Annotated in this window: 21 protein-coding genes; 8 read left to right on the forward strand and 13 right to left on the reverse strand. The window is 40.7% G+C overall.

Going from position 1 to position 24,537, the window contains the following annotated elements; translation table 11 throughout:
* The first annotated feature begins 205 nt into the window (after nucleotides 1-205).
* A complete protein-coding gene (locus NK987_RS00195; RefSeq protein WP_259262222.1) occupies nucleotides 206-460 on the forward strand; it encodes a GIY-YIG nuclease family protein in 255 nt (84 codons plus the stop codon).
* 345 nt (nucleotides 461-805) lie between these two features.
* Here NK987_RS00195 and rplT read toward each other — a convergent pair whose 3' ends face one another.
* The 5 genes from rplT to NK987_RS00220 all read right to left on the reverse strand — a co-directional run bounded on the left by rplT (nucleotide 806) and on the right by NK987_RS00220 (nucleotide 6,714).
* Nucleotides 806-1,150 carry a 50S ribosomal protein L20 gene (gene rplT / locus NK987_RS00200; RefSeq protein WP_258424484.1) on the reverse strand — a complete coding sequence of 115 codons (345 nt, stop codon included), beginning with the start codon at nucleotides 1,148-1,150 and terminating at the stop codon, nucleotides 806-808.
* Between the two features lie 111 nt (nucleotides 1,151-1,261).
* Nucleotides 1,262-1,459, reverse strand: coding sequence for a 50S ribosomal protein L35 (gene rpmI, locus NK987_RS00205; protein ID WP_258424485.1), 198 nt, complete (start codon nucleotides 1,457-1,459; stop codon nucleotides 1,262-1,264).
* Nucleotides 1,460-1,480: 21 nt separating this feature from the next.
* Nucleotides 1,481-2,032, reverse strand: coding sequence for a translation initiation factor IF-3 (infC, locus tag NK987_RS00210; protein WP_258424486.1), 552 nt, complete (start codon nucleotides 2,030-2,032; stop codon nucleotides 1,481-1,483).
* Nucleotides 2,033-2,118: 86 nt separating this feature from the next.
* On the reverse strand, nucleotides 2,119-4,068 hold the full coding sequence (thrS, locus tag NK987_RS00215; protein ID WP_259262223.1) for a threonine--tRNA ligase: 1,950 nt from the start codon (nucleotides 4,066-4,068) through the stop codon (nucleotides 2,119-2,121).
* A 165-nt stretch (nucleotides 4,069-4,233) separates the two neighbouring features.
* Nucleotides 4,234-6,714, reverse strand: a complete 2,481-nt coding sequence (locus NK987_RS00220) for a DUF5686 and carboxypeptidase-like regulatory domain-containing protein (protein ID WP_259262224.1) — start codon at nucleotides 6,712-6,714, stop codon at nucleotides 4,234-4,236.
* Between the two features lie 160 nt (nucleotides 6,715-6,874).
* On the opposite strand from NK987_RS00220, the gene lhgO reads away from it, so the two are divergent.
* The gene (lhgO, locus tag NK987_RS00225) at nucleotides 6,875-8,080 is read left to right on the forward strand and encodes an L-2-hydroxyglutarate oxidase (protein WP_259262225.1); all 1,206 of its coding nucleotides are present in this window, start codon (nucleotides 6,875-6,877) and stop codon (nucleotides 8,078-8,080) included.
* Between the two features lie 164 nt (nucleotides 8,081-8,244).
* Here lhgO and NK987_RS00230 read toward each other — a convergent pair whose 3' ends face one another.
* Nucleotides 8,245-10,095, reverse strand: coding sequence for a serine hydrolase domain-containing protein (locus tag NK987_RS00230; protein WP_259262226.1), 1,851 nt, complete (start codon nucleotides 10,093-10,095; stop codon nucleotides 8,245-8,247).
* 376 nt (nucleotides 10,096-10,471) lie between these two features.
* Here NK987_RS00230 and NK987_RS00235 point away from each other — a divergent pair, with 376 nt between their 5' ends.
* Complete coding sequence (locus NK987_RS00235) at nucleotides 10,472-12,202, forward strand: amidohydrolase (protein WP_258424491.1); 1,731 nt, start codon at nucleotides 10,472-10,474, stop codon at nucleotides 12,200-12,202.
* Nucleotides 12,203-12,468: 266 nt separating this feature from the next.
* Here the strand turns inward: NK987_RS00235 and NK987_RS00240 are convergent, their stop codons facing one another.
* A complete protein-coding gene (locus NK987_RS00240) occupies nucleotides 12,469-13,440 on the reverse strand; it encodes a YheT family hydrolase (protein WP_258424492.1) in 972 nt (323 codons plus the stop codon).
* Nucleotides 13,441-13,567: 127 nt separating this feature from the next.
* On the opposite strand from NK987_RS00240, the gene NK987_RS00245 reads away from it, so the two are divergent.
* Nucleotides 13,568-14,878, forward strand: a complete 1,311-nt coding sequence (locus NK987_RS00245; protein ID WP_259262227.1) for an amidohydrolase — start codon at nucleotides 13,568-13,570, stop codon at nucleotides 14,876-14,878.
* 198 nt (nucleotides 14,879-15,076) lie between these two features.
* Here NK987_RS00245 and NK987_RS00250 read toward each other — a convergent pair whose 3' ends face one another.
* Genes NK987_RS00250 through NK987_RS00260 form a run of 3 tightly spaced genes read right to left on the reverse strand, consistent with a single transcriptional unit; the run spans nucleotide 15,077 to nucleotide 17,022 of the window.
* Nucleotides 15,077-15,763: a TIGR04283 family arsenosugar biosynthesis glycosyltransferase gene (locus NK987_RS00250; RefSeq protein WP_258424494.1), complete on the reverse strand. Its 687-nt coding sequence runs from the start codon at nucleotides 15,761-15,763 to the stop codon at nucleotides 15,077-15,079.
* Between the two features lie 7 nt (nucleotides 15,764-15,770).
* Nucleotides 15,771-16,364, reverse strand: coding sequence for a DUF6134 family protein (locus NK987_RS00255; protein WP_259262228.1), 594 nt, complete (start codon nucleotides 16,362-16,364; stop codon nucleotides 15,771-15,773).
* 58 nt (nucleotides 16,365-16,422) lie between these two features.
* Nucleotides 16,423-17,022 carry a TIGR04282 family arsenosugar biosynthesis glycosyltransferase gene (locus NK987_RS00260; RefSeq protein WP_259262229.1) on the reverse strand — a complete coding sequence of 200 codons (600 nt, stop codon included), beginning with the start codon at nucleotides 17,020-17,022 and terminating at the stop codon, nucleotides 16,423-16,425.
* 182 nt (nucleotides 17,023-17,204) lie between these two features.
* On the opposite strand from NK987_RS00260, the gene NK987_RS00265 reads away from it, so the two are divergent.
* Together NK987_RS00265 and NK987_RS00270 are read left to right on the forward strand one after the other, a co-directional pair.
* Nucleotides 17,205-17,840, forward strand: a complete 636-nt coding sequence (locus tag NK987_RS00265; RefSeq protein ID WP_259262230.1) for a peroxiredoxin — start codon at nucleotides 17,205-17,207, stop codon at nucleotides 17,838-17,840.
* Between the two features lie 114 nt (nucleotides 17,841-17,954).
* A complete protein-coding gene (locus tag NK987_RS00270) occupies nucleotides 17,955-19,046 on the forward strand; it encodes a 3-oxoacyl-ACP synthase III family protein (protein WP_259262231.1) in 1,092 nt (363 codons plus the stop codon).
* Here NK987_RS00270 and NK987_RS00275 read toward each other — a convergent pair.
* From NK987_RS00275 to NK987_RS00285, 3 genes are all read right to left on the reverse strand, one after another.
* The gene (locus NK987_RS00275) at nucleotides 19,039-19,824 is read right to left on the reverse strand and encodes a PhzF family phenazine biosynthesis protein (protein ID WP_259262232.1); all 786 of its coding nucleotides are present in this window, start codon (nucleotides 19,822-19,824) and stop codon (nucleotides 19,039-19,041) included. The two genes, NK987_RS00270 and NK987_RS00275, sit on opposite strands and share 8 nt — an antisense overlap.
* Before the next feature lie 155 nt (nucleotides 19,825-19,979).
* Nucleotides 19,980-20,975 carry a bile acid:sodium symporter family protein gene (locus NK987_RS00280; RefSeq protein WP_259262233.1) on the reverse strand — a complete coding sequence of 332 codons (996 nt, stop codon included), beginning with the start codon at nucleotides 20,973-20,975 and terminating at the stop codon, nucleotides 19,980-19,982.
* 19 nt (nucleotides 20,976-20,994) lie between these two features.
* Entirely contained in the window at nucleotides 20,995-21,741 is a 747-nt protein-coding gene (locus NK987_RS00285; RefSeq protein WP_259262234.1) for an RNA methyltransferase, read from the reverse strand.
* An 18-nt stretch (nucleotides 21,742-21,759) separates the two neighbouring features.
* Between NK987_RS00285 and tamL the strand changes: the two genes are divergently transcribed.
* Entirely contained in the window at nucleotides 21,760-24,174 is a 2,415-nt protein-coding gene (gene tamL, locus NK987_RS00290) for a translocation and assembly module lipoprotein TamL (protein ID WP_259262235.1), read from the forward strand.
* A gap of 26 nt (nucleotides 24,175-24,200) precedes the next feature.
* On the forward strand, nucleotides 24,201-24,494 hold the full coding sequence (locus NK987_RS00295; protein WP_259262236.1) for a hypothetical protein: 294 nt from the start codon (nucleotides 24,201-24,203) through the stop codon (nucleotides 24,492-24,494).
* Nucleotides 24,495-24,537: the final 43 nt, after the last annotated feature.

Consider the following 24,537-nt stretch of genomic DNA (forward strand, 5'->3'; position numbering starts at 1 on the left):
GTTTTTTGAAGATAAATCAAAGGCACTTCAAAGGGAAACAGAACTCAAATCAGGCAAGGGAAGAGATTGGATTAAATCAAATATTCTTCCACTTTATATGTAGCAAGGATTCATATCCGCCGCGGCGGACAGCGGTTCAACTCCCCTCCTCGCTACATCAAGCTTCTCCTTTGAGAGGCTTTTTTTATTTCTATTATTTTTAAATATGTATACTGTATACGGCCTATATTCTTTTTCGGCCTCCCGATTTTACACCGGAATGACCTCAGATCTCATAACCCGTTTCAAGTTTCACAACGAGAAAGGAATCAAAGGTTTCACAACTCGATTTAGGCCTTGGTACTGCATCCATGTGGAGTTTTTTGAAGATAAATCAAAGGCACTTCAAAGGGAAACAGAACTCAAATCAGGCAAGGGAAGAGATTGGATTAAATCAAATATTCTTCCACTTTATATGTAGCAAGGATTCATATCCGCCGCGGCGGACAGCGGTTCAACTCCCCTCCTCGCTACATAAAGCTTCTCCTTTGAGAGGCTTTTTTTTTTATTCCTATTTCAGTTTTATCCATAAATTTTAACACCAAATCGACATAATCGTTTCCAAATTTTTTGATTGCAAACTAATCCTGTTTTCTTACAGGCCTATTATGGTCGGCATTCTGTAGATTTTTGGGATTGGTTTTATGAATTGTAGGACATTTGTAATATAGCAAAAAATCCCAAATTGACCTTGTCCAATTAAAAAATAGCTATAAAAAAAAGCCCCGGTTTGGGGCTTTTACAATTAAAATAAGAAAGTGCGTTCTTATTTTACTTTTTCAACAACAGCTTTGAATGCCTCAGGATGGTTCATAGCCAAATCTGCAAGAACTTTTCTGTTCAATTCGATATCTGCTTTTTTCAACAATCCCATAAATTGAGAGTAAGAGATGCCATATTCCCTGGCACCTGCATTGATACGCTGAATCCATAAAGCCCTGAATTCTCTTTTCTTGGCTTTTCTGTCTCTATACGCGTATTGTAAACCTTTTTCGTACTTGTTTTTGGCTACTGTCCAAACGTTTTTACCTCTTCCGAAGTAGCCTTTTGTTGCTTTAAGGACTTTCTTTCTTCTTGCTCTTGAAGCGACGGAGTTTACTGATCTTGGCATAATTTTTTGATTTTTTGACCCTTGGTGCCAACCTTTTTCTCAGTTGATCTTGTAGACCGAAGCGCCTGGTGAATAAATAAACCTAATTTTCAATAGAAATAAGATAACGGATCAACCGATTCTCAACATTGCTTTTACTCTTCCTTCATCTGATTCATGAACCATTCCCATTTTAGTAAGATTTCTCTTTCTTTTGGTTGATTTTTTGGTCAGGATGTGGCTTTTGTAAGCATGCTTTCTTTTGATTTTACCGGTTCCCGTTAAGGCAAACCTTTTTTTTGCACCTGATTTTGTTTTTACTTTAGGCATAACTGTGTTTGTTTGTTGAAATTATTTCTTTGATGACTTCGGAGCCAAGAATAGAAACATTCGTTTTCCTTCCAATTTGGGAAGCTGCTCTACTTGGGCATATTCCTCAAGCTCCTGCGCAAATCTCAATAACAACATCTCTCCTCTTTCCTTAAATACGATAGACCTTCCCACGAAATGAACATAAGCTTTAACTTTTGCCCCTTCCTTTAGAAAGTTGATGGCATGTTTCAATTTAAAATTGAAATCATGATCGTCAGTATTCGGTCCAAATCTGATTTCTTTTAGAACAGTCTTCGCAGCATTGGCTTTGATTTCCTTTTGCTTCTTTTTCTGTTCGTATTTAAATTTCGCATAGTCAATCACCTTACATACAGGTGGAGTGGCATTTGGAGAAATTTCTACGAGATCAAGTTCATTCTCTTCAGCTACCTTAAGGGCCTGAGCGAGCGTCAAAACAGCGTTTCCGCCTTCTACGTAGTCTCCTACAACTCTGACTTCCCTTGCTCTGATCCTGTCGTTAACCTTATAAGGTTCTTCTTGTCTCTGTCTGAACGGTGGTTTTCCTTTCAAATTCTTATTGTTATTTAATGAAATTGCGTGCAAATATCGGAATTAATTTGAGATTTAAAAAATCTGCTTGATTATTACCGATTAAATTAATTTTTTATAGACTCTCCTTTTATTCCTTTGAAATAGGATACAAACTCAACCGGAGATAAACTTCCTATATCGCCTTCCCCGTGCTTCCTCACAGAAATTTTACCTTCCTGTTGCTCTTTCTCCCCTACGATCAACATAAAAGGGATTTTCTTAACTTCCGCATCCCGGATTTTCCTTCCGATTTTTTCGTCTCTGTTGTCAATCAAGCCGATGATGTCGCTCTCTTCAAGGATGGCCTTGACCTCTTCCGCATATTCGATGAATTTCTCTGAAATCGGAAGAATGGTAATCTGCTCCGGTGAAAGCCATAACGGGAAATTTCCTGCACAATGCTCAATCAAAACTGCAACAAATCTCTCCAAGGAACCAAACGGTGCCCGGTGAATCATCACAGGTCTGTGCTTCTGATTATCCGAACCTATATATTCCAACTGGAACCTTTCGGGAAGGTTATAATCAACCTGAATAGTTCCCAATTGCCATTTGCGGCCCAGTGCGTCTTTAACCATGAAATCCAGTTTTGGACCATAGAAAGCGGCTTCGCCCAATTCAGTGACAGTTTCCAATCCTTTCTCAGCGGCGGCTTCCACAATTGCAGATTCTGCTTTTTCCCAAGCTTCGTCTGTTCCAATGTATTTTTCCTTTTTCTCAGGATCTCTCAATGATATCTGCGCAGTATAGTCATCAAATCCCAAGGCTTTGAATACATATAAAACTAAGTCAATGACTTTAATGAATTCCTCCTTGACCTGATCAGGTCTGCAGAAAATATGTGCATCATCCTGTGTAAATCCACGAACTCTGGTCAATCCATGCAATTCCCCGCTTTGTTCATAGCGATAAACAGTTCCAAACTCAGCATATCTAATCGGAAGATCCTTATATGACCTTGGCTTGTGCTTGTAAATCTCACAATGATGGGGGCAATTCATTGGCTTCAACAAAAACTCCTCTCCCTCATTAGGAGTATGGATTGGCTGAAAGGAATCCTTCCCGTACTTCTCATAATGACCGGAAGTTTCATAAAGTGCCTTATGTCCAATATGTGGTGTCACCACTTGTTGATACCCTGATTTATCCTGGGCCTTCTTCATGAAGTTTACCAACCGCTCACGAAGCAGTGTTCCCTTTGGCAACCAAAGCGGTAAACCCATTCCCACTTTTTCAGAGAAAGTAAACAGCTCCAATTCCCTTCCCAGCTTCCTGTGGTCACGCTTTTTGGCTTCTTCAAGCATAAAAAGGTAATCCTGCAGTTCTTTGGCTTTTGGAAAAGTAATGCCATAAAGACGGGTCAGCATCTTGTTTTTTTCATCCCCTCTCCAATAAGCTCCCGCGATATTGAGCAATTTTACGGATTTGATAAAACCCGTGTTTGGAATATGCGGACCGCGGCAAAGGTCTGTGAAGTTGCCCTGCTCGTAGAAAGTAATTGAACCATCTTCAAGTCCTTCCAACAAATCAAGTTTGTAGGGATCATTTTTTTCAGTGAAATAGGCTATTGCTTCTTTCTTAGGAACTTCCTTTCTGATAAAATCGCTTTTCAGTTTGGCCAATTCCATCATTTTGGCCTCTATCTTTTCGAGTTCAGTGCCATCGATGGACTTATCCCCAAAATCAACGTCATAATAAAAGCCGTTTTCCAAAGGAGGACCGATTCCGAACTTTGTGCCTGGGTAAAGCGCTTCCAATGCTTCTGCCATCAGGTGGGCTGAGGAGTGCCAAAAAGTATTTTTTCCTTCCGGGTCATTCCAGGTCAATAACTGAACTTTGGAATCTTGGTGAATGGGCCTGCTTGAGTCCCAAACTTCACCGTTTACTTTTGCTGCAAGTACATTTCTGGCTAGACCCTCGCTGATACTAAGTGCAATTTGTAGCCCCGAAACTCCTTTTCCATACTCCCTGACCGAACCGTCGGGAAGTGTAATGTTGATCTGTTGGTTAGACATTTAAAATTTTTACTTGATGAAACATCACACCTTTACAAACAGGTGTGTTTTTGATTTGCAAATATGCGAATTGATGTTGGCTTTTTTTAAGATATAAGGAACAAACTCCATTATTTTTTTGAATTCAGGATAGGCCTTCAAAACCCCAATCCAAATGTTTTTTCCTTAAAGTATTATCTGCGCGCTTACTTTAACCCCAAAAGAATTTGCGCCCGGATTATCCAAATAGGTTAGTCTATGGAAAAAATCCACCCTGAAGAACTTGAATATATTTTCAATACCATACCCTAATTCAATGTAAGGCAGATCCTGATCCAATCTTCCAAAAGCAGGAAAAGGATTTCCATCTGCATCCAGATCCGAGGAGTTCATCAGGTTTTTGTCACTGACACTTCCCCAAAGCACATTTGCATTGGCCACAGCCCTCCATTTGAGTTTCTTGATCAAAGGGATCCAGTTTAACCCAAATCCCTCAAAAGAATGTCTGTAACTCAAACTTGCAAACCGATCACTTGCAAATTCATTGAAATTCATCAAGTTAAAAGCCACAGTGGTATAAAAGATGGTCTCGTTTCCTATGTGGTTTTCAAGCAAAGGATATGGTACTGTGCCTCGAACAAAACCCGACCTTAATTCATACCTAGAGACGCCTATCAGCCCCAAGTTGAGCTTTTGGTACACACTCAAGACATATTTTTGATAATTGATATCTCCGCCAAGGCTATTCAGTCCCTGTGTAAACCTAAAATCAAAAACCGGCCATTTTACCGGACCAAGGGAAACACGATAATTGTCATTAATGATGTTTACCTCATCTTTTCCATACCTGATTCCAAGGTTGACCTGTGCAAGGTCAAACCTACTTTGGTATGTCCCTGTATTTTCATCCAAATAATTGAAATCAAAAACCGGATCAAATTCCTTCCTTGTAAATCCGGCAGTCAGGTTAAAACCTTTGAATACTTCACGCTGTGAGATCAGGCGATAATATTTGGCATAATAGGGTTTATTTAAAGTTCCAAACCTCGATGCCGCAAGAAATATACTGTTGAGTGAAAGGTTTTCAATTTCCAATCCCACCTGATCTATTTCCCTTTGGGTATTGATCTGAATGGTTGTCCACCTCTTCCGGTCCAGTATTTTGGTTCCTGAAAGGAAGTATTTGAACTGATTGTCTGCAAAACCATAGGCCAAGTAACCCGATAAAACATATTTATTGCTGAATTTTAGGTTTGTCCGGAGTCCTGCCCCCAATCTAAGGCCTTCAACATTATTGTAATTTAAAAGACCTGTCCAAGGTCCAAGGTCAACTTTCCCGACAGGCAAAAACCCGGTTCCCAAAAACTTGATTCCCTCTGAGTAAAACCTGATTACCGGAATCCTGCTCAGGGTATCCACCATCTGACGGGAAACAATTTCCTGGTCTGAAAGCTGCTCGGGTCTAACACTTTGCCAAAACTCCTCAGTTCCCTTGTCAAAATCTTCTTTGAGCTGTATGGCCTGAAAATAGAAACTTGGAGGCTTCGGATTGTTTACTGTGAAATTCTGTCCTGAATTGTAGAATTTGGCAAGCAGACCAACCGTATTTTCTGTGATTTTGGAGATTTTGATTAGTATACGGGTTTTGGATGGAAGCAATGGTCCTGCATCGGTGGCTACCAATTCCTGTTGGATTTTAATCCTTTCTATAAAGTTAAGGTTAGCCGATTTTGGGATCGTCAAATCCACCTGCTTCAATGCATAATCTTCCTTTTTGATCCAAATGGTTCCTTTAAATGCCAAATCCTGTTCCCTGAGCGGATAAACTTTCAGCATGTAGCAAAAATCCTCTCCGACCATCACTGAATCCATCAGGTCGTAATCGTAAAAAGTCTTCCAACCATCTGCAATCGGTGAGACGAATTCCTTTTCTACGATGGTTAACCAGTTTCTATAAAAATTATATTCCTGAAATGCCGAACCCGTGATTTGAGATACCGTCGTCCCATCCGTAATTCCCACGCCACTCAGTTTGGAGTTTTCGATGACTTCCTTTTTCAACAAAGGATCTGTCCGGAAATAGAATTTAGAGTAGGTTTCTGAAAAGAAAACAGGAAGGATTTTTTTTCCTTCATCATTGGTTAGCTGCTTGATGCTGTCCATCACCGCAATGACCTTTTTGACTTGGTTTCTCTCTTTGAAAGCCCCTTCTACCTCATCCAAATCCAGTTCTATTTTTGTATAGTTTTCAGATTCGTAGGCTGTTAGGTTTCTCTTATCAAACTTCTCTTTCATCTCCACAGCTTTTCGGATGATAGGAAAAGCAGGGTTTTCACCTGATTCAAAAACAAACTCTGAGAGGTTGAAAGTAGAGGGAACCAGTTGAAAATTGATGAGGATTGATTGGGAATAAATCACCGGTTTGCTTTGAGAAATGTACCCGACATAACTTACCTGAAGGCTATCCGCCTTGACTGTTGTCGAAATCGTATAATTTCCTTCAAAATCTGTGGTTATACCTACTTTGGTTCCTTTCAGAATCACACTTGCAAAAGGAATTGGATCGCCTGTTTCTATGTCCGTTACTTTACCTTTAATGACATATTGGGCAAGGGAAACACTCAAAAAGCCAAAAAAAATAATCACTGATAAAAGTATACTTTTCATAATGGTTTATAGGTACGGCTCAAAACACGCAAAAGTCTTGGAAAAGTTCTAATTCTGTTGTTTTTGAAATGGAAAAAGAACGCTTCATAGTTTTATGCCCCAAAATTATACTGTTCAAAAATAAATCCCATCCTTATATTTGTCTGCAATTATACAGAAAATGACATACGATATCATCATTGTAGGAGGAGGAATAGTAGGCTTGGCCACGGGCTTAAAAATCAAGCAACAAAAACCTGATCTGAAAGTCGCAATTCTAGAAAAGGAATCCGAAGTAGCCAAGCATCAAACAGGCAACAACAGCGGGGTCATCCATTCGGGACTTTACTATAAGCCGGGTTCTTTGAAAGCCACCAACTGTATCAATGGCTACCATGAACTGATTAAATTTTGTGAAGAGGAAAATGTTCCTTTTGAGCTGACAGGAAAGGTCGTTGTCGCTACCAGACATGAACAGGTTCCGATTTTGAACGGGCTTCTGGAAAGGGGATTACAAAATGGATTGACAGGAACACGGGCAATATCTTTGGATGAGTTGAAGGCTTACGAACCTTACTGTGCCGGGTTGGCTGCCATCCATGTCCCCCAAACAGGAATCGTCGATTACAAAGTGGTGGCGCAGGCATTTGCTGCAAAGTTTGAAGCAATCGGCGGGACCATTTTTTTCAACCATAAAGTAAATGAAATCAAAACCTTGAACGGGATCTCTTATGTCAGGTCGGCATACCATGAATTTGGCTGCAAACTTGTGATCAACTGCGCAGGCCTGTATTCAGACAAAGTCGCCCAAATGAACCAAATAGAAGAGATTGATGTCAAAATCATCCCTTTCCGCGGTGAGTATTACAAAATCAAAAAAGAACGGGAATACCTGGTCAAAAACCTTATCTATCCTGTTCCCGATCCAAATTTCCCTTTCTTAGGCGTCCATTTTACGAGAATGATGAAAGGCGGTGTTGAGGCCGGACCCAATGCAGTTTTGGCATTTAAGAGAGAGGGGTATAAACGCTCTGACATCAACTTATCAGAGTTGGGAGAAACACTTGCATGGCCGGGATTCCAAAAAGTAGCGGCAAAATATTGGAAAACCGGAATGGGTGAAATTTACCGATCTTTTTCCAAAGCCGCATTTACCAAAGCATTACAGGAATTGATTCCCGATATTAATGAATCAGATTTGGTGGATGGTGGTGCAGGTGTGCGTGCCCAAGCATGCGACCGAACAGGTGGCTTATTGGATGATTTCAGCATCAAAGAGAGTGAGTTTGCAATCAATGTACTGAACGCCCCCTCCCCTGCTGCAACGAGTTCTTTGTCGATTGGCGGTACTGTCTGCGAATTGGCTTTGAAGAGATTTGGGAAGTAGGGTCGTCACTCTGAGTGAAGCGAAGAGTCTCACCTAAATTTTATGAGATCCTTCAGTTCCCGTAGAAAACGGGACAGGCAGTACCTCCTTCAGGATGACGAATACCCAAAATTTCATTTCCCTTCGGAATGTTATGGAAAATCTTAAATACTTAGAATATTTACCTACTTCAAGGCAGGCAACAAATGTTTCCAGATTAAATTGATTTCACCCTGCATATCCTGAATATTGGCTGTAGCCACAATGACGGCATCTTTTTCAGGTAGAACCAATACAAACTGACCATTGGCCCCATCTGCGCGGTAGGAATTGTGGCGGCTTCTCCAAAGCTGGTAGCCATAGCCTTGAAGCCAATCGCTGTCTTTGGCTTTCACTTTTAGGTTTTCTCTTTTGACACCGGCTGGCAGTGAAGGAACTTGGGCGGTGCTTGCCTCTTCTATCCAAGCTTCTGAAAGCAACTGTTTGCCATTCCATTTACCTTTTTGGAGATAAAACTGTCCCAACTTGGCCAAATCTTCAGTTTTCAAATGAAGTCCCCAACCACCGACAGGAATTCCCTGCGGACTTTCTTCCCACCTGGCTGCCACGATTCCCAAAGGTCTGAACAACCTCGGCTGCAGGTAATCTATCACCCTTTCCCCTGTGGTTTTTTGAAGTATGGCAGACAGGACATAGGTCGCAAGGCTGTTGTAAACATACATCGTCCCGGGTTGATGATCGACAGGGACCGCTAAGAAAGCTTCCACCCAATCCTTTTCTGTTTCGCTTCTAGTGGCCCTTGTAGGATCGGTATCATGTCCCGTAGTCATGGTCAAAAGATGCCTGATTTCCATGTTTTTGAGGTTCTCACTGACATCGGAAGGCAGTTTATCAGGAAAAAATGAAATTACTTTGTCATTGACTTTGAGCAGTCCTTCCTGAACGGCAAAGCCTATTGCAGTTGAAGTAAATGTTTTACTGACTGAATGAAGTACATGGGGTTTGTTAGCAGCATTGTCTCCAAACCAATACTCTGCCACCACTTTGCCATGCCTGATTATCATCAAGCTGTGAAGTTCCTGTCCGCTGGCTTTTACGGCTTCAAGATAATTGGCAATATTTTTTGGATTTACATTTTCCGCAGCCGGATCACTTCTAGGCAATGCTTTGACCAAGGAAGGGAAATTGACCAAAGCAATCCCTTTGCCAGAGATGGCTTTTTTGACTTTTTCACTCGTCCAAGTGTAGGTGACACCTTGACGGTCCTCAGCTACATTTTCATAACCGATATGGCCCACACCCTGCATTTCGACGTTATCGTAGGAAGGATGGTCTACAAACATGTAACTTTTGCCCGGCTCAAGCTTGTCCAGCATACGGATAAATGCAGCTTCTTTTTCGGCAGAGGTGATTTTAGCTCCCTCATAAGTCGCTCCTGAAATCCCCAAACCCTGCATCACAGCCCTACTCATCACCGGCAAATCATATTCTGCAGAGAGGCGGTCTACCATTTCAGCCACCTTGGGGTCAAAACCTGTCGAACCCATATGCCCTGAAAGATGGCTGATCTGAGGAACATGCTTCAATGCAAACTCAATCTGTGCCCTGAATTCCTGTTCAATTTCTTCCAGATTCCATTTGTTTTCAGAAATGGCCAAACTGGGATAGTTCTTATTTGGCCCCATCATGGGTAAAAAGTAACCGTCCGCATCCACAAGACTCGGCGCCTGGGTCAAAGGCCTCCACTTGATGCCATCCCATTCGGAAGTGATAACCAAGTGCAGTCCCACATCAATTGCAGTGTTTTTTCGGAGCAATTGTGCAGCTTCGGGAAACCATGGCGTGACGACCATCAGCTCAATGGAGGTCTCTATGCCATTGACAAAAGTCTCTATGCTCGCAAGATTGGCAGAGCGGCTCGAACCCATGTCATCTCCCCTTACGATCAGCTTTGGACCACTGACTTGCTGTCCAAATACCGAAAGGGAGACTAAAAGAAGAAATCCTAAGAGCGCATGTTTTTTGAAAAACTTCATAGCAGAAAGGTGTTTTTGGGTAAAATAGGTTTATTGAAAATCAATTTTAAAACCTTTCCAATTAACTGGAAACGATCTACACACCGAAAATAAAGCCAAAAACAGGAAGGATTGTTACCGTTCAAAGCATTTGCAAAAACAAGTTTGAATATTCTGGAAAGAAAGAAGACCGGCCCGAGATATCCTCAGACCATAAGTCGAAAGGTTGATTTAACCTAATCAACTAGAAAAATAATCCGAAGGAAAAATTAATCTCACTTTTATACAGGTTAACCCAACATTGATTTTCTATAAAGACGTATCGAGCAATTGCCATCCAAAGTCGGTTTTTGGATCAAAAAAACATTTTGTAGATTACAATACAAATTGTGATCTTATGAAATTCAACGCATCATACCTCTCAGTTTTCTTGCTTGTCTGCATTTTTTTTTCATGTAACAGACCTCTCGAAAATTCCCAAATGGAAAATGTCACACTATATCATGGAGGTGATATCCTGACGATGGTCGGTGACCAGCCACAATACATTGAAGCACTTGTAGCCAAGGATGGGAAAATCGCTTTTACAGGTAGTTTAATTGAAGCTAAAAAGAATTACCCTAGCCCTGCCTTGGAAGTAGACCTGAATGGAAAAACACTCCTTCCCGGGTTTATTGATGCACATGGCCATATTTTCAACACAGGAATACAGGCACTTGCAGCCAATTTATTGCCTCCACCTGATGGTGAGGGACAGGACATCCAATCCCTTTTGGATATCCTGGCAGATTGGAAAGGTAAAAACCAGGATGTAATCGATAAATTTAATTGGATCATCGGTTTTGGGTATGACGATTCCCAGCTTAAAGAAAAGGTGCATCCCACCGCTGAAGATCTTGATAAGGTTTCCAAGGATATTCCTGTGATCATTATCCACCAATCGGGACATTTGGCCTCTATGAACAACAAAGGCCTTCAACTCATGCGCTATGTTGAAGGAATAAAAAACCCTCCGGGTGGGGTTATCCGTCGGATTGAGGGAACCACAATCCCAAATGGCGTATTGGAGGAGATGGCATTTTTTGTTCCTATTTTCAAAATATTTGGAAGTCTTGATTCAGAAGCCAATCAAAGAATCGCTTTGGCCGGTCAGGACTTGTACATGGCATTTGGTTTTACCACAGGTCAGGAAGGTCGGGCCAACAAGGATGCTACCGAAATACTAAAAAGCCTGGCTCAAAAAGGTCAGATTTTGATTGATATCGCCGTTTTTCCTGATATTCAAACTCAATTGGATTATATCAAAGAGGTTGGTGTAAGCGATACCTATCAAAATCATGTCAGGGTAGCAGGGGGCAAAATCTCTCTGGATGGATCTCCCCAAGGAAAAACAGCATGGCTTTCAAAACCATATAAGATCCCTCCAACAGGTCAGGATAAATCTTACAGGGGGTATCCTGCCATTCAGGAAGATTCAATTGTATTCTCTTTGATAAATGCGGCTTTCGAAAATAACTGGCAGATATTGGCCCATTGCAACGGGGATGCTGCCGCCGACCAATATATTCGTGCAGTTAGCAATGCCGCTGCCCTTTTTGGAAATGAAGACAGGCGCCCGGTCATGATCCATTCCCAAACAGTGACCGATCCACAACTTGATCAAATGAAGGAACTTGGGATAATTCCATCTTTCTTTGGGCTGCATACTTACTATTGGGGGGATTGGCATGTCAACGAAGTTTTGGGAAAAGAGCGTGGCTTCAAGATTTCCCCTGCGGGTACCGCCCTGCGCAAAGGAATGATATTCAGTCAGCACCATGACTCCCCCGTCATATTGCCAAATAGCATCATGATCTTACACACTGTGGTAAACAGGACTAGCCGTTCAGGCCAAATTATCGGGCCGGATGAAAGGATAAGTCCCTACGATGCTCTGAGAAGTATCACTGTTTGGTCGGCATTCCAATATTTCGAGGAAAAATCAAAAGGGACATTGGAAGTGGGCAAACTAGCTGATTTTGTTGTTTTGGATAAAAACCCCTTAAAAGTGGAGCCGTCTACCATCAAAGACATCAAAGTAATAGAAACCATTAAAGAAGGGAATTCGGTCTATCAAAAGAAAGATTAAGTTTTAGAACAAAATAATCCAAAGTGATCATTCAGAACCCCCAAAAGTCCACCCCGAGATGCAAGGATCGGGTTAAAATGCGCAAGGTTGGGAATTGTATTGGAGGGAAAAATAAATGAAAGATAGATGGCAACGACCCGGAATAAGCTAAACTTTTTTGAATCAGGATTTCAAATACCGAAAAAATAAATGGGTGTTATTACGAATTCCAACCAGTTGAATTTTCTAATCAACATCCGAAGGGGGTTACCGAATTAGTCAAGAACCTACCCTACCGGCAAATTCAAAAACTCCAAAAACCTGTACTCCGCCCATGTAAATTCCTGACCGGGAACCAAAAATCCGGTGTGACCTCCCCTATTGGGCATTTCAAGAAAAATATGGGGATGGGTTTCGGCAAGCTTGACGGGAAAGCAGCGGTCCATGATCAGCGGATCATTGAGTGCATTGATGATCAAAGTCGGGATCTGGATATGCTCCATCCAATTGTCGGCACTGACGCTTCGGTAAAAATCCTGCGCATCCCTGAATCCATGCACTTTGGCGGTAAAGTGGGTATCGAATGTGTCAAAGTCTTTGACTGATTTGAGCAAATCCAAATCTACCAATCCCGGAAACTGTTCCCCTTTCACCTGTATTTTAGCTTTCAGCTTACCGAGAAACCTGTTTTTATAAAATGCATTTCTCTTTTCTCTCAATGTTGCTGCCGAGTCAGGCAGGTTGCAGGGAGTGGAATAAACGGCCGCTCTTTTGATTTTTGAATTGAGGTCAAGTCCGTTTTCTCCCAAATATTTCAAAGTCTGTGCTCCCCCCATGCTGATTCCTGCCAGATAATAGGATTCGTAAGTAAGGGATTTTTCGACATGGTCGATGACAGTTTTTAGGTCATATGAAGCACCGTGATGGTAAAGAATTGGACCTTTGTTCATCTCTCCTCCACAGGACCTGTTGTTCCAAGCCAAGGCATCGAATCCATGTTGGTTAAACAGTTTGGCCAATCCCATGGCATAATGCCGGTCAGAACTTCCTTCCAATCCGTGAGAAATGATCAGTAGTTTTTTGCTTCCAGTTTTGGACCAATCCAGGTTCAAAAAATCCCCATCAGGAGTATTGATCTTTTCCCTCGAATATTGGATCCCTTGAATTTTTCTAAAAATACTGGGTATGATCGTTTCCAAATGCCCGTTGAAAAGGAATTTAGGAGGTTTACCATAAGTGGATTTTCCAATCAAAGGCATAAAAAAGGAGAAGTTAAGAAGGCGAAAATAAAAACATATCCACAAAACAGGGAAATATTTGTTTTATTTGGTTTACAAAAATAAATCAATCCCGATGAAATTGATAAAAAACACCCTTTTCCTTCTTATGATGTCTCTATTCCTTACCGATATGATTATCGCCCAAACTGTCGATACCTTCATTGACAAGATTTATCCAGAGCTAGACGGATTATACAAACACCTGCACCAAAACCCTGAGCTTTCACTGCAGGAAAAGGAAACTTCGGCAAGAGTAGCCAAAGAACTGAAGGCCCTAGGCTACACCGTTACAGAAAACATTGGCGGATATGGGGTTATAGGTGTTTTTGAAAACGGTCCAGGACCTGTTTTACTGATCCGCTCTGATATGGATGCCTTGCCTATGGAGGAAAAAACAGGTCTGCCATATGCTTCCACTAAAAAAGGAATTTCCAATGATGGCAAGGAAACTTTCATCACGCATTCCTGTGGTCACGACATCCATATGACGGTTTTTATTGGGACTGCCAAGATGATGATGGAATATAAAAACTCTTGGAGAGGAACTTTGCTAATGGTGGGTCAGCCCGCTGAGGAAAATGGCATGGGGGCTTGGAACATGATGAATGATGGTTTGTACAAGCGGTTTCCCCATCCGGATTATGCCATTGCACTCCATGATGATCCATTTCTTCCCGCAGGAATGTTGGGTTACAAGGAAGGTGCTTTGATGGCAGGCGTCGATATGATGAATGTGACGGTCAATGGTGTCGGTGCACATGGTGCTGCGCCGCATACCGGAATTGATCCGATTGTATTGAGTGCGCAGATGATTCAGGCTTATCAGACAATAGTGAGTCGGAGAATTGCCCCAATGGAACCTGCAGTCGTCACTGTGGGATCGATTCACGGCGGTACAGTGCACAATATCATTCCCGATCAGGTGGTCATGCAACTGACTTTGAGGTCATATTCGATGGATGTGCGGGAAGAGATGATTTCCAGTGTCAAAAGAATTTCAGAAAACCTTGCCATAGCAGCGGGAGTTCCGGAAAACAAAATGCCGACTTATTGGATCAGGGAACCGCATACACCGGCCTTACTCAATGATTCCAAACTGACCAAACAAATGGTGGAAGTGTTCAAAAAGAATATCGGGGAAGATAAAGTCGTAGAAGTAAAAGCACAAATGATCGGTGAAGACTTCAGCAGGTTTGGGATGCAGGAAAGGAACATTCCAATCACCATGTTTTACCTTGGAGCAAGTGATCCAAAATTTTTAGAGGAAGCAAGAGAAAAGGGATTGGAAATTCCTGGATTACACAGCCCCTTCTTTGCACCATTACCCGAACCCACCATCAAGACAGGCATAAAAGCCATGAGTCTGTTTGCGATGGATATTTTGAAAAACCAGGAAGTGATGATGGAAAAAAAGTAACATGGTCAAGGTTTGTTTTTTTGAAGACACAAAACATGGCGTAAAAGAAGCCTAATAGAAATAATTTAACATACTGCAAGGATATGTTCACAATGGCTTAACCAAGTTGAAATTTTGATGGTATACTTTTGTGGCAGTAAGTTTTCTTCATAGGTATTGATGATATTTTAAACGGAACGGCCCTGCTGTTCCGTTTTCTTATTTCAATAACCGGGAATACAAAACCTTGAGTTTTGAAGGTGGATGGTTTAGAAAAAAAAGACCAAATACAATCAGATTTGCCACCTGAACCCTGAACCAAGAATTTTTTTCATACTTACGGGCGGAGACCAAAATCCTTTTTTGAATTACTTTAAAGTTGTACTTTTTCTTAATCCTCCTGACCAGTTCAAAATCCTCCATCAGGCAGTATGTCTCATCAAATCCCCCCAATTCCCAAAAAACATCCATTCGGATAAAGAGGGTCTGATCGCCTCCTCCGGAAAGCAATCCGTTGAATTGCGTAAACCATGCATTGACCTTTAGTAATTTCATAGTTGAATCAAAATCATAGGCAAAACAGCCCACCGGAAAACCTTCTTCCAAACACGCTCTGATTTCATTCATAAATGTCGGCAAGATCCTTACATCGGCATGGACAAAATATAATACATCCCCTTTCGCGACTTTAGCACCCAAATTCATCTGAGATGCCCTGCCTCTGATCGGACTTTCCAAAAATCTGAAACCGGCCTTTTCTACAACTTCTTTGGACCTGTCTGTACTCCCACCGTCCACTACTATCACTTCCAGTAACCCTGAATTTATATCCTTGGGAAACAAAAGCAGCAATTCTTTGAGGTTCTTCTCTTCATTTATTACCGGAATAATGACACTTAATTTCATGGGAACATCAAGGGTCTTTCCTCTTTACGACAAAGTTTTTGATCGGGAATTCCATCACTGCTTTGTCTAATTTTCCATTGATGTAGTAAAACCTGTTTTTGTTTCCATTGACATTGACTTCGTAATGGTCCTTGTGTTTGGTCACAGGGCAAACCAATCCATATCCTTCAGCAAAAAACTCTTTTACATTTTTGGGTTCTTCGAAATAAAAGGAAGCGGAACTGAAAAAAACCTTTTTCCTAACCTCAGTATCCAACTCGTATTTGTAATTGCGTGAATTCACTTTATAATGGTCATTGATCCAGGTGATGAGTGAGCGGAAGTTTCCTTTGTTTGTCTTGGAATTGACTTCACTTTTGACAAAATGATTGCCTTTAAAAACCGATAGGGTATGGTAATCGAGTTCGATTTTTCCAAAAAACCAAAATCCGACCTTACTTCTGATGTCAATTTGGGAATCTTCACCGGTAACTTTTTTTGAAGCAGTCATCTCACCGATTGATATTCCCGCTATGGATATGTCGTATTTTTGGACATTCTGGGCAAAAAGTCCCACCGGGAGAAAAAACAGGATCAGGAATAATCTAGTGATGGATTTCATGAATTGATTGGTTCTGGCAACGCCAAATTCCAAAATTAAAATGACAACTTGAAATGATTTATTTGGGGAATATTGCAATCAGGTCCTCCTCGGTATCTATATCGCGCAATGTTTTCAATAAATCAAAGCTGATTTGTCGGCTAATTAGTATTTCCTTGGTCTTGGCAGTTACTTCAGAAGAGCTCCAAGGGATATTCTGAAAAAGGCATTCATTGAATCTGCGCATTCCGAGTAAATAATACCCCCCATCTAAAGCTGGTCCGATACAAACTTCATTTTTTTCCAAAGAGCGAAATGCGGCATCAATGTCGCTGCTCTGGATTTCCGGACAATCTGTTCCGATAATGACTACTTTTTTGTACCCTTCTTGAAAAAGTTTCCGAAAAGCGTTTGACATTCTTTCTCCCAAATCCCCACCCACTTGGATTTCTTTGTATTCAGCCTTGTATGCTGATTCTGAATCAAATTCAATAAAATCTGAATAAAAGATCGAGGTATCGATTCCTTTCAACTTATTGATTTCACCAAATGTGTGCAAGAGCAATGATTTATATATTTCCAAGGCCTTTTCTTCCCCGATTGTAGCGGCAAGCCTGGATTTCACTTTTCCCAATACTGCGTTTTTTTGAAAGACGATCAACGCATTTTCATTATTCATACTTTTCATTTTGTGGCAAACTATCAAGATTAATGGAATATCCTCAAATTTTTATGCTCGGCAATTTATAAATAGGTTTAAAATCTCCTAAAAGCCTTATTTTTTTTCAGATTCTGAACTTTTAAAGAAAAGCCCAAGTTAATACCCTATATTTTCTATAGACTTTAAATCAAAAACAAACCATGTCACTAAGATTAGGAGATTTAGCACCGAATTTTGTCGCAGAGACGACCGAAGGAACAATTGATTTTCATGAATATTTAGGCGATGGTTGGGGAGTATTGTTTTCCCATCCTGCAGATTATACCCCTGTTTGCACCACCGAGCTTGGTGCTGTCGCAAAATTGAAATCCGAATTTGAAAAAAGAAATGTCAAGGTAATGGCCTTGAGTGTGGATGGATTGGTAGACCATGCAGCATGGATCAAAGACATCAATGAAACCCAACATACGACGGTCAATTTTCCTTTGATCGCGGATAAGGACAGGAATGTTTCACAACTTTACGACATGATCCATCCGAATGCGAATGAGAACTTTACCGTCAGGTCGGTATTTGTGATCGGGCCTGATAAAAAAATCAAACTTATCATCACTTATCCCGCAAGCACAGGCAGAAACTTTGATGAATTGCTCAGGGTAATTGATTCTTTGCAATTGACTGCAAAATACTCCGTTGCCACCCCTGCCAATTGGAAACATGGGGAAGATGTGGTCATCGCACCAGCTATCAAGGATGAGGAGATCCCGGAAAAATTTCCTAAAGGGCATACCAAAATCAAGCCCTACCTGAGGACTACCCCACAACCGAATATTTGATACTGATCTAAAAAGCCTTGGCAAATCCAAGGCTTTTTCTTTGCTGTTTATTGATTGATTTTAATAATTTATTGCTTACTTGGATTCTTAATCCAAGAGCCAAAAATCACCACCATGCCAACCTATACCGTAATCAAAGGTTCAGGTTCTTACCTGCCGGAAATCATTGTTAAGAATGAGGATTTTTTGAATAATGAATTTTTGGATGCCTCAGGGCAAAAAATCCAAAAAGAAAATTCAGCCATCATAAAGAAGTTTCAGGAAATCACTGAAATAGAAGAAAGAAGGTATTTGGAACCTGGATTAAATACTTCTGATATGGCATTTATTGCTTCGCAAAGGGCCATAGAAGCTGCAGGAATAGATCCTGAGACTTTAGATTATATCATCGTGGCCCACAATTTTGGTGAAATCAGGCATGGTAATAAAAAAAGTGACTTGGTTCCGACGATTGCATCAAGGGTTAAGCATTTGCTCAAAATCGAAAATCCGGACTGTGTGGCCTATGATCTGCCTTTTGGCTGTCCGGGATGGGTTCAGGGAGTGATCCAAGCAAATTATTTTATCAAATCTGGCGATGCCACACGTGCCCTGATCATTGGTGCGGAAAACCTTTCAAGAATCGTCGATCCGCATGATATTGATACCATGATCTACTCCGATGGTGCAGGAGCGGTGGTGGTTGAAGGAATAGAAAGTGAAAAACCTGTGGGTATCATTGCACATAAGACCAGAACAGATACCTTGACTCAAGCCCATTACTTGAGAATGGACGTATCATACAATCCTAATTATGAAGATGATACACTTTTTATGAAGATGAATGGCCGAAAGCTTTATGAATATGCATTGAATACGGTTCCGATCTTGGTAAAACAGGTCATTGAAAAAGCAGGATTTGGAATAGAGGATGTAAATAAAGTCCTGATTCATCAGGCCAATGCCAAAATGGACCATGCGATCCTTGAAAGGACTTTTAAACTCTTTGAGAAAGAAGCAATGCCTGAACAAATCATGCCGATGATCATTGCCAAAATGGGAAACAATTCAGTGGCTACAGTTCCGATCTTATACGACAAAATTGTCAGAAACGAACTGCCAGCTCATCATTTCAATTCCGATGATGTCTTGGTATTTGCCTCTGTTGGTGCAGGGATGAATGTCAATGCTTTTGTTTATATCCAACCATTAATGAGGGTCAAATAAAAATCCTTCCAATCAGATAAGTCACTGCATTTCCGGTCAGGATCACCCTGTCTCCGACCAATTTACAGCCCAATTTACCTTCCCTTGGTGAAACCTGAACGGCAGTCAATTCATTTTTTCCTAATTTCTCAGCCCAGATCGGAGTCAAACTTGTATGGGCAGAACCTGTCACCGGATCTTCAGGTACTCCCACCTGCGGCCCAAAAAACCTGGAAACAAAGTCCACATGATCTCCTTTTGAAGTGACAATTACTCCCCTGACTGGTAGCGTGGCAATTTGAGCAAGGTCAAAATCAAGGTTCCTGATTTGGCTTTCATTCTCAAAAAGCAAAATATAATCCGTTTTCCCCTTGAATGCCTGAAAAGGTTTGGGAGAAAAAGGATTGGTCATGAGGTCTGTCAACTCAATTTCCTGAATAGTATCAAGTGGAAAATCCATCACGAGTTGGCTTCCCTCCTTTTTAACCTTTAAAATCCCTGATCTCGGTGATAAAAAGGTAATCTCTTCTCCTTCAAATCCTTCATGTTCAAATAATATATGCGCAATAGCAAGAGTAGCATGACCACAAAGATCTACTTCTGTGCCCGGGGTAAACCATCTAAGAATGACCCTATCTCCGTCGATCACATAAAAAGCAGTTTCGGAAAGGTTGTTTTCTAAAGCGATTTTTTGGAGAATTTCGTCTTCTAACCATTGAGTCAAGGGTACGACTGCGGCAGGATTGCCTCCAAAAACCTTATCTGAAAATGCATCGACTTGGTAGATTTTAAGTTCCATAGGGTAGAATTGTTGTATTTGTTGTAGTGGTTGCAATTGTTGTAGTTGTTGTCAAGTTGTCAATGTTGTCTGAGTTTGAGATTTAGAGGAAACTGAGACTGATAACTGAAATCTGCCTTCTGAGACTGCCTTCTGCGACTGAAAACTGCCTGTTGCTATTGACCACTGCTCTTGCCATCTCCCAACTTTTGAGCAATAGCAGACCCTACCATCAACTGTTGGGCGTGATAAATCATCAAAGGTAAAAGCATAACCCCAAAAACCACCGGGTCTGGAAACATCACCCTACCCATCACAGCTCCCTGGATCATGGATTTTTTACTTCCGCAGAATATTACAGTGATCATATCTTCTCTTGAAAATTTCAAAGCTTTGGACAAAAGGTACATCACTCCCATCATCAGAAGGAAAAAAGCCAACATCAAAACTCCCAAAAGAACCAATTCCGCAACTGAATGTCCGTCAAACATATTTGCTAAAAATGACTCAGCAAAAGCAGTAAAAATGATCAAAAGAATGATAGCTTGATCAATATTCTTCAAAGTAGCCTGGAATTTATTGACAAAATTCACCAAATACTTATGAAAAAATAAACCCAAAATCACCGGTACCAAAACCTGAAAACTAAGCTTAAAAATTGTATCTGTCAGGTCAAAATCTACTGCAGTCTCGGGCAACATCAGGTCCATCCAAAGTGGTGTAATGAAAATCCCTACGATACTAGAAATGCTAGCATTGAAAATTGCAGCCGGAAGATTTCCTCCTGCAATCGAAACCATGACTACAGAAGAAGAAACTGTAGAAGGTAAGGCTGCAAGGTAAAATGTGCCGATCCAAAATAGGTTTGCCTCATCTCCCCAAAAGAAATACAGTAGCAACACTACCAATGGAAAAATCAAAAATGTGGTGGATTGAACCAACACATGAAGCTTCCAGTTGGATAAACCTTGTTTAAGTTTTTCCGGACTTAGTTTGACCCCATAAAAAAAGAAAATGAAGGAAATGCCTATTCCTGTTATTGTTTTCAATGGATCGAGAATAGCTTCGGCACCCCAATCCGGAAAGGTACTTGCCAAAAAAATCATTCCAATAAGTAGGAAAAAGAAGGTATTCAGTCCTACACGGTTTAGAGTTTCCCTCAGTTTGGCCATCCTGATTCAGTGGTTGATTTTAAATTGAATTCCTTTTCATGTTGTCACAGAAGATGGCTGTTGCTACAGCGACATTCAATGATTCGGCATGTCCAAATCTTGGGATGGTGATTTTATGACTCACATAAGGCTCAAGTTCTTTGGAAATGCCATTGGACTCATTTCCCATCAGGATAATCCCCCCTTTGGCAAATTTTGACTCATATATGGATTTTCCTTCCAGATAAGCACCGTAAATGGGCAGGTCAGATTTTTCGAATAGCTTTTTCAAATCTGTGTATGAAAACATGATTCTGGTAAAACTTCCCATACTTGCATGCACGACTTTAGGATTGTAAAATTCTGCTGATTCTTCGCTCAACAACAATTTTTGGATCCCGTACCAATCTGCAATACGGATTATCGTCCCAAGATTTCCGGGATCCTTGACATCGTCTAGGGCAATTGCCCATTCGTCTGAAGCCAATTCAATAGGAATATTGGGTTTGCATTTGGCCACGGCAAGGGCTGAATCATTGCTTTGGAATGAACCTACTGATTCCAATGTAGACTGACTTACTTCAAAAATTTCAGCTTTGATAGCATTTAATAGAACTGAATTGTCCTTGCCAAATTGTGTGGTAAACAATACCTGAGTTACTTCATAATCTGATTGAAGCAATTCCGTTACGTTTTTACCTCCTTCCACAAAAAATAACTGTTCTTGTTTTCGGAATTTTTTCTGTTGCAAGGATTTAATAAACTTAAGCGTATTTTTGCTTAACATTCGGTTAATTGCCTAATTGTGAATAAAGCCAAATATATAAACTTTCTTTTTCTGCTTTTTTTAATTTCTTCCTGTTCTTTGACCAAAGGGCTCAAGGAAGGTCAATATTTGGTTTATGATGTCAAAGTGGAAGGCGTAAAAAAAAGTGACAAATCCGACCTTTCGGGATTGATCCAGCAAGCCCCAAATACCAGAATCCCACTTCTCAACACCTCGGCGGGAATTTCCATTTATAGATTTGGTGAATGGATTTATGACAGTACAAGGCATATCAGAAAACAGGATGAACTGCTTATGGAAAGAAATGAATTGAGGGAAATAAGTACTTCAAAACAGCTCAGCAAAAAGCAGATCAAAAGGCTAAACAAAATCAATGACAATTTAGCTTCCGTCGAAAAGAAACTTGAGTTTGGAAATTTTTTCATGAGAACGGGAAATCCTCGAGTCATTTTTGACAGCGCATTGACCGAAGAAACAACCAGGCAAATGAAGTACTACTTGGTAAACAACGGTTTTTTTGATGCAGAAACTAATTTTGAAGCCTCCTTCAAAAACAAAAAAGCAAGAATAACCTATCTCATCAAAGAGCATGAACCTTATGTGGTAGATTCCTTTTATACCAAATCTGACGACGAAGGGATTTTGACATTATTGACCCAAAATCAAAATGATAATCAGATTAAAGTCGGTGAAAATTACAATCAAAATTCCATAACCCGGGAAAGACAGCGGGTGGAGGATTTATTGAAAGATAATGGATACTATACTTTTTCGAAGTCATTTCTTGAATATAATGTGTACAAAGACACTGTAGAAAAGAAAATAAACATCGAAGAAGTGATCCGAAATCCATCATTTTCAGAAAAACACAAAGTCTACACCTTGGATTCTATCTATTTTTCAATTGATCCACCTTCTGATGCATTTATTAACAATGCCTACCAAAAAAAACACAGGGACATAGTATTCGAATTATATGATGACAGGTATTCAGAAAAGATCATTTCCTCCAGGATTTTTCTTGAAAAAGGTAATTTGTACAATAGGACCAATGTGATCGAAACGCAGAGGCAACTTGCTAACCTTGACCTGTTTAGGTTTGTAAACATTGCTTTTGATACTTTGGGGAATGTGCTCAGACCAAGGATTTATACCCAATCCAACCAAAAATATCTCATTACCAATCAGCTTGGAGCAACCATCACGGAACAGGTCCCAGGTCCATTTTTTAGCCATTCTCTGAGAAACCGTAACCTGTTTAGAGGTGCTGAAATTTTCGAGTTTTTCTTCAGAGCCGGTTTGGAAGGTGTCGTATCAGCGACAGGAGAAGGAGGCGTTTTCAGAAGCAGGGAATTAAATACTTCTGCCTCAGTAATTTTTCCCCAGTTTTTACTTCCGCTCAGTGTCAATTCCCTGGAAAAATTCGGCAGGTATAATCCCCGTACCAGGACTTTGATCGGTTACAATTATGTCAACCGCCCTGAATACATTAGGGAAAGTGTCAACGGGGTCATTGCCTATAATTGGAATACACGGAATCTAAAGCAACAATATACAGTCAATGCATTGGACGCGAATTTTATCCGGTCAAACTTAAGTGATGATTTCCGGGCTCTACTGAAAGGCCTTGAGGAGCAAGGAAATAACCTAATCAATTCTTTCCTTCCTTCTTATGTCAGCAGTATTTCAGGGCAAGTAATTTTTAATTTTAACCAATACGGTGCCTTTCAAAAAAACAAAGCTTCACTTTGGCGCTTATTCTTTGAAAGCGGCGGTACTACTCTAAATTTTGTTAACAGCAATTTCGTTGAAGGTAGAAACCTGGCTTATTTCCAGTTTTTGAAATTTCAATCTGACTATAGGAGGTACATACCCATCACCAAAGATCAAACTTTTGCGTACAGATTGAATCTGGGAATAGCAAAACCTTACGGTGTAAGTAATGGCGTCTTGCCTTATGAAAAATACTTTTTTGCGGGAGGCAGTACAGGAATCAGGGCATGGCAACCGAGGCGATTGGGTCCTGGTTCATTTGCCCCCGATACACTTAGTGATGGCTCTTTCGATTACCGATTTGAGCAGCCTGGTGAAATCTTGTTTGAAGGAATGTTTGAATTTCGATCAAAAATTTATGGCTACTTCGATGGCGCATTTTTTGTTGATATTGGCAATACCTGGACTTTTGTAGCCGATGATTCAAGACCCGGTGCAAATTTTGAATTCAACAGGTTTTATAAGGAGATCGCTGTGGGAACCGGAGTTGGTTTGAGGATGGACTTTGATTTTTTGGTAGTCAGGTTGGACATGGGAATCAAGGCAGTCGATCCTGCCCGACAACCCGGACAACGGTATATCCTGAATAGCTTCTTTAGGAATTTTCCAGGACAAAGGGGACAGACTGTATTTAACATAGGAATTGGATATCCATTCTAAATCATAAATAGCCAAAATTGACTAAAATGACATTGTCTGAATTCAAATCATCGCTAAATGAACCAAACCCACCAGAAGGACTAAGTACACAATTGGAAGCTTTGTGGTATTATGGTAAGGGAGATTGGAAAAGTGCCCATAACCTTGCAGATGGTCCTTCTGATAAGCTCTCAGCCAGAGTCCATGCTTATCTCCACAGAAAAGAAGGTGATATTTGGAATGCGGATTATTGGTACCGCCGTTCCGGAGAAACCAGACCTGAAATCAGCTTGAAAGATGAATGGGAAATGTTGGTAGAGAGAATATTAAAAATCAGGTAAAAAACATTTTGCCCGATGGTTTCATCAGGCAAAATGGTAGATA

The organism is Aquiflexum gelatinilyticum, from assembly GCF_024813435.1.
GTDB lineage: Bacteria > Bacteroidota > Bacteroidia > Cytophagales > Cyclobacteriaceae > Cognataquiflexum > Cognataquiflexum gelatinilyticum.

Excerpts from the sequence above, each read along its gene's own strand:
- NK987_RS00195 (WP_259262222.1), top strand. The coding sequence starts at position 206 with ATGTATACTGTATACGGCCTATATTCTTTTTCGGCCTCCCGATTTTAC.
- NK987_RS00265 (WP_259262230.1), top strand. The coding sequence starts at position 17,205 with ATGTCACTAAGATTAGGAGATTTAGCACCGAATTTTGTCGCAGAGACG.
- NK987_RS00255 (WP_259262228.1), bottom strand. The coding sequence starts at position 16,364 with ATGAAATCCATCACTAGATTATTCCTGATCCTGTTTTTTCTCCCGGTG.
- NK987_RS00275 (WP_259262232.1), bottom strand. The coding sequence starts at position 19,824 with ATGGAACTTAAAATCTACCAAGTCGATGCATTTTCAGATAAGGTTTTT.
- NK987_RS00295 (WP_259262236.1), top strand. The coding sequence starts at position 24,201 with ATGACATTGTCTGAATTCAAATCATCGCTAAATGAACCAAACCCACCA.
- rpmI (WP_258424485.1), bottom strand. The coding sequence starts at position 1,459 with ATGCCTAAAGTAAAAACAAAATCAGGTGCAAAAAAAAGGTTTGCCTTA.
- NK987_RS00270 (WP_259262231.1), top strand. The coding sequence starts at position 17,955 with ATGCCAACCTATACCGTAATCAAAGGTTCAGGTTCTTACCTGCCGGAA.
- NK987_RS00260 (WP_259262229.1), bottom strand. The coding sequence starts at position 17,022 with ATGAATAATGAAAATGCGTTGATCGTCTTTCAAAAAAACGCAGTATTG.
- NK987_RS00245 (WP_259262227.1), top strand. The coding sequence starts at position 13,568 with ATGATGTCTCTATTCCTTACCGATATGATTATCGCCCAAACTGTCGAT.
- NK987_RS00240 (WP_258424492.1), bottom strand. The coding sequence starts at position 13,440 with ATGCCTTTGATTGGAAAATCCACTTATGGTAAACCTCCTAAATTCCTT.
- rplT (WP_258424484.1), bottom strand. The coding sequence starts at position 1,150 with ATGCCAAGATCAGTAAACTCCGTCGCTTCAAGAGCAAGAAGAAAGAAA.
- NK987_RS00235 (WP_258424491.1), top strand. The coding sequence starts at position 10,472 with ATGAAATTCAACGCATCATACCTCTCAGTTTTCTTGCTTGTCTGCATT.
- thrS (WP_259262223.1), bottom strand. The coding sequence starts at position 4,068 with ATGTCTAACCAACAGATCAACATTACACTTCCCGACGGTTCGGTCAGG.
- lhgO (WP_259262225.1), top strand. The coding sequence starts at position 6,875 with ATGACATACGATATCATCATTGTAGGAGGAGGAATAGTAGGCTTGGCC.
- NK987_RS00230 (WP_259262226.1), bottom strand. The coding sequence starts at position 10,095 with ATGAAGTTTTTCAAAAAACATGCGCTCTTAGGATTTCTTCTTTTAGTC.
- NK987_RS00220 (WP_259262224.1), bottom strand. The coding sequence starts at position 6,714 with ATGAAAAGTATACTTTTATCAGTGATTATTTTTTTTGGCTTTTTGAGT.
- NK987_RS00285 (WP_259262234.1), bottom strand. The coding sequence starts at position 21,741 with ATGTTAAGCAAAAATACGCTTAAGTTTATTAAATCCTTGCAACAGAAA.
- NK987_RS00250 (WP_258424494.1), bottom strand. The coding sequence starts at position 15,763 with ATGAAATTAAGTGTCATTATTCCGGTAATAAATGAAGAGAAGAACCTC.
- NK987_RS00280 (WP_259262233.1), bottom strand. The coding sequence starts at position 20,975 with ATGGCCAAACTGAGGGAAACTCTAAACCGTGTAGGACTGAATACCTTC.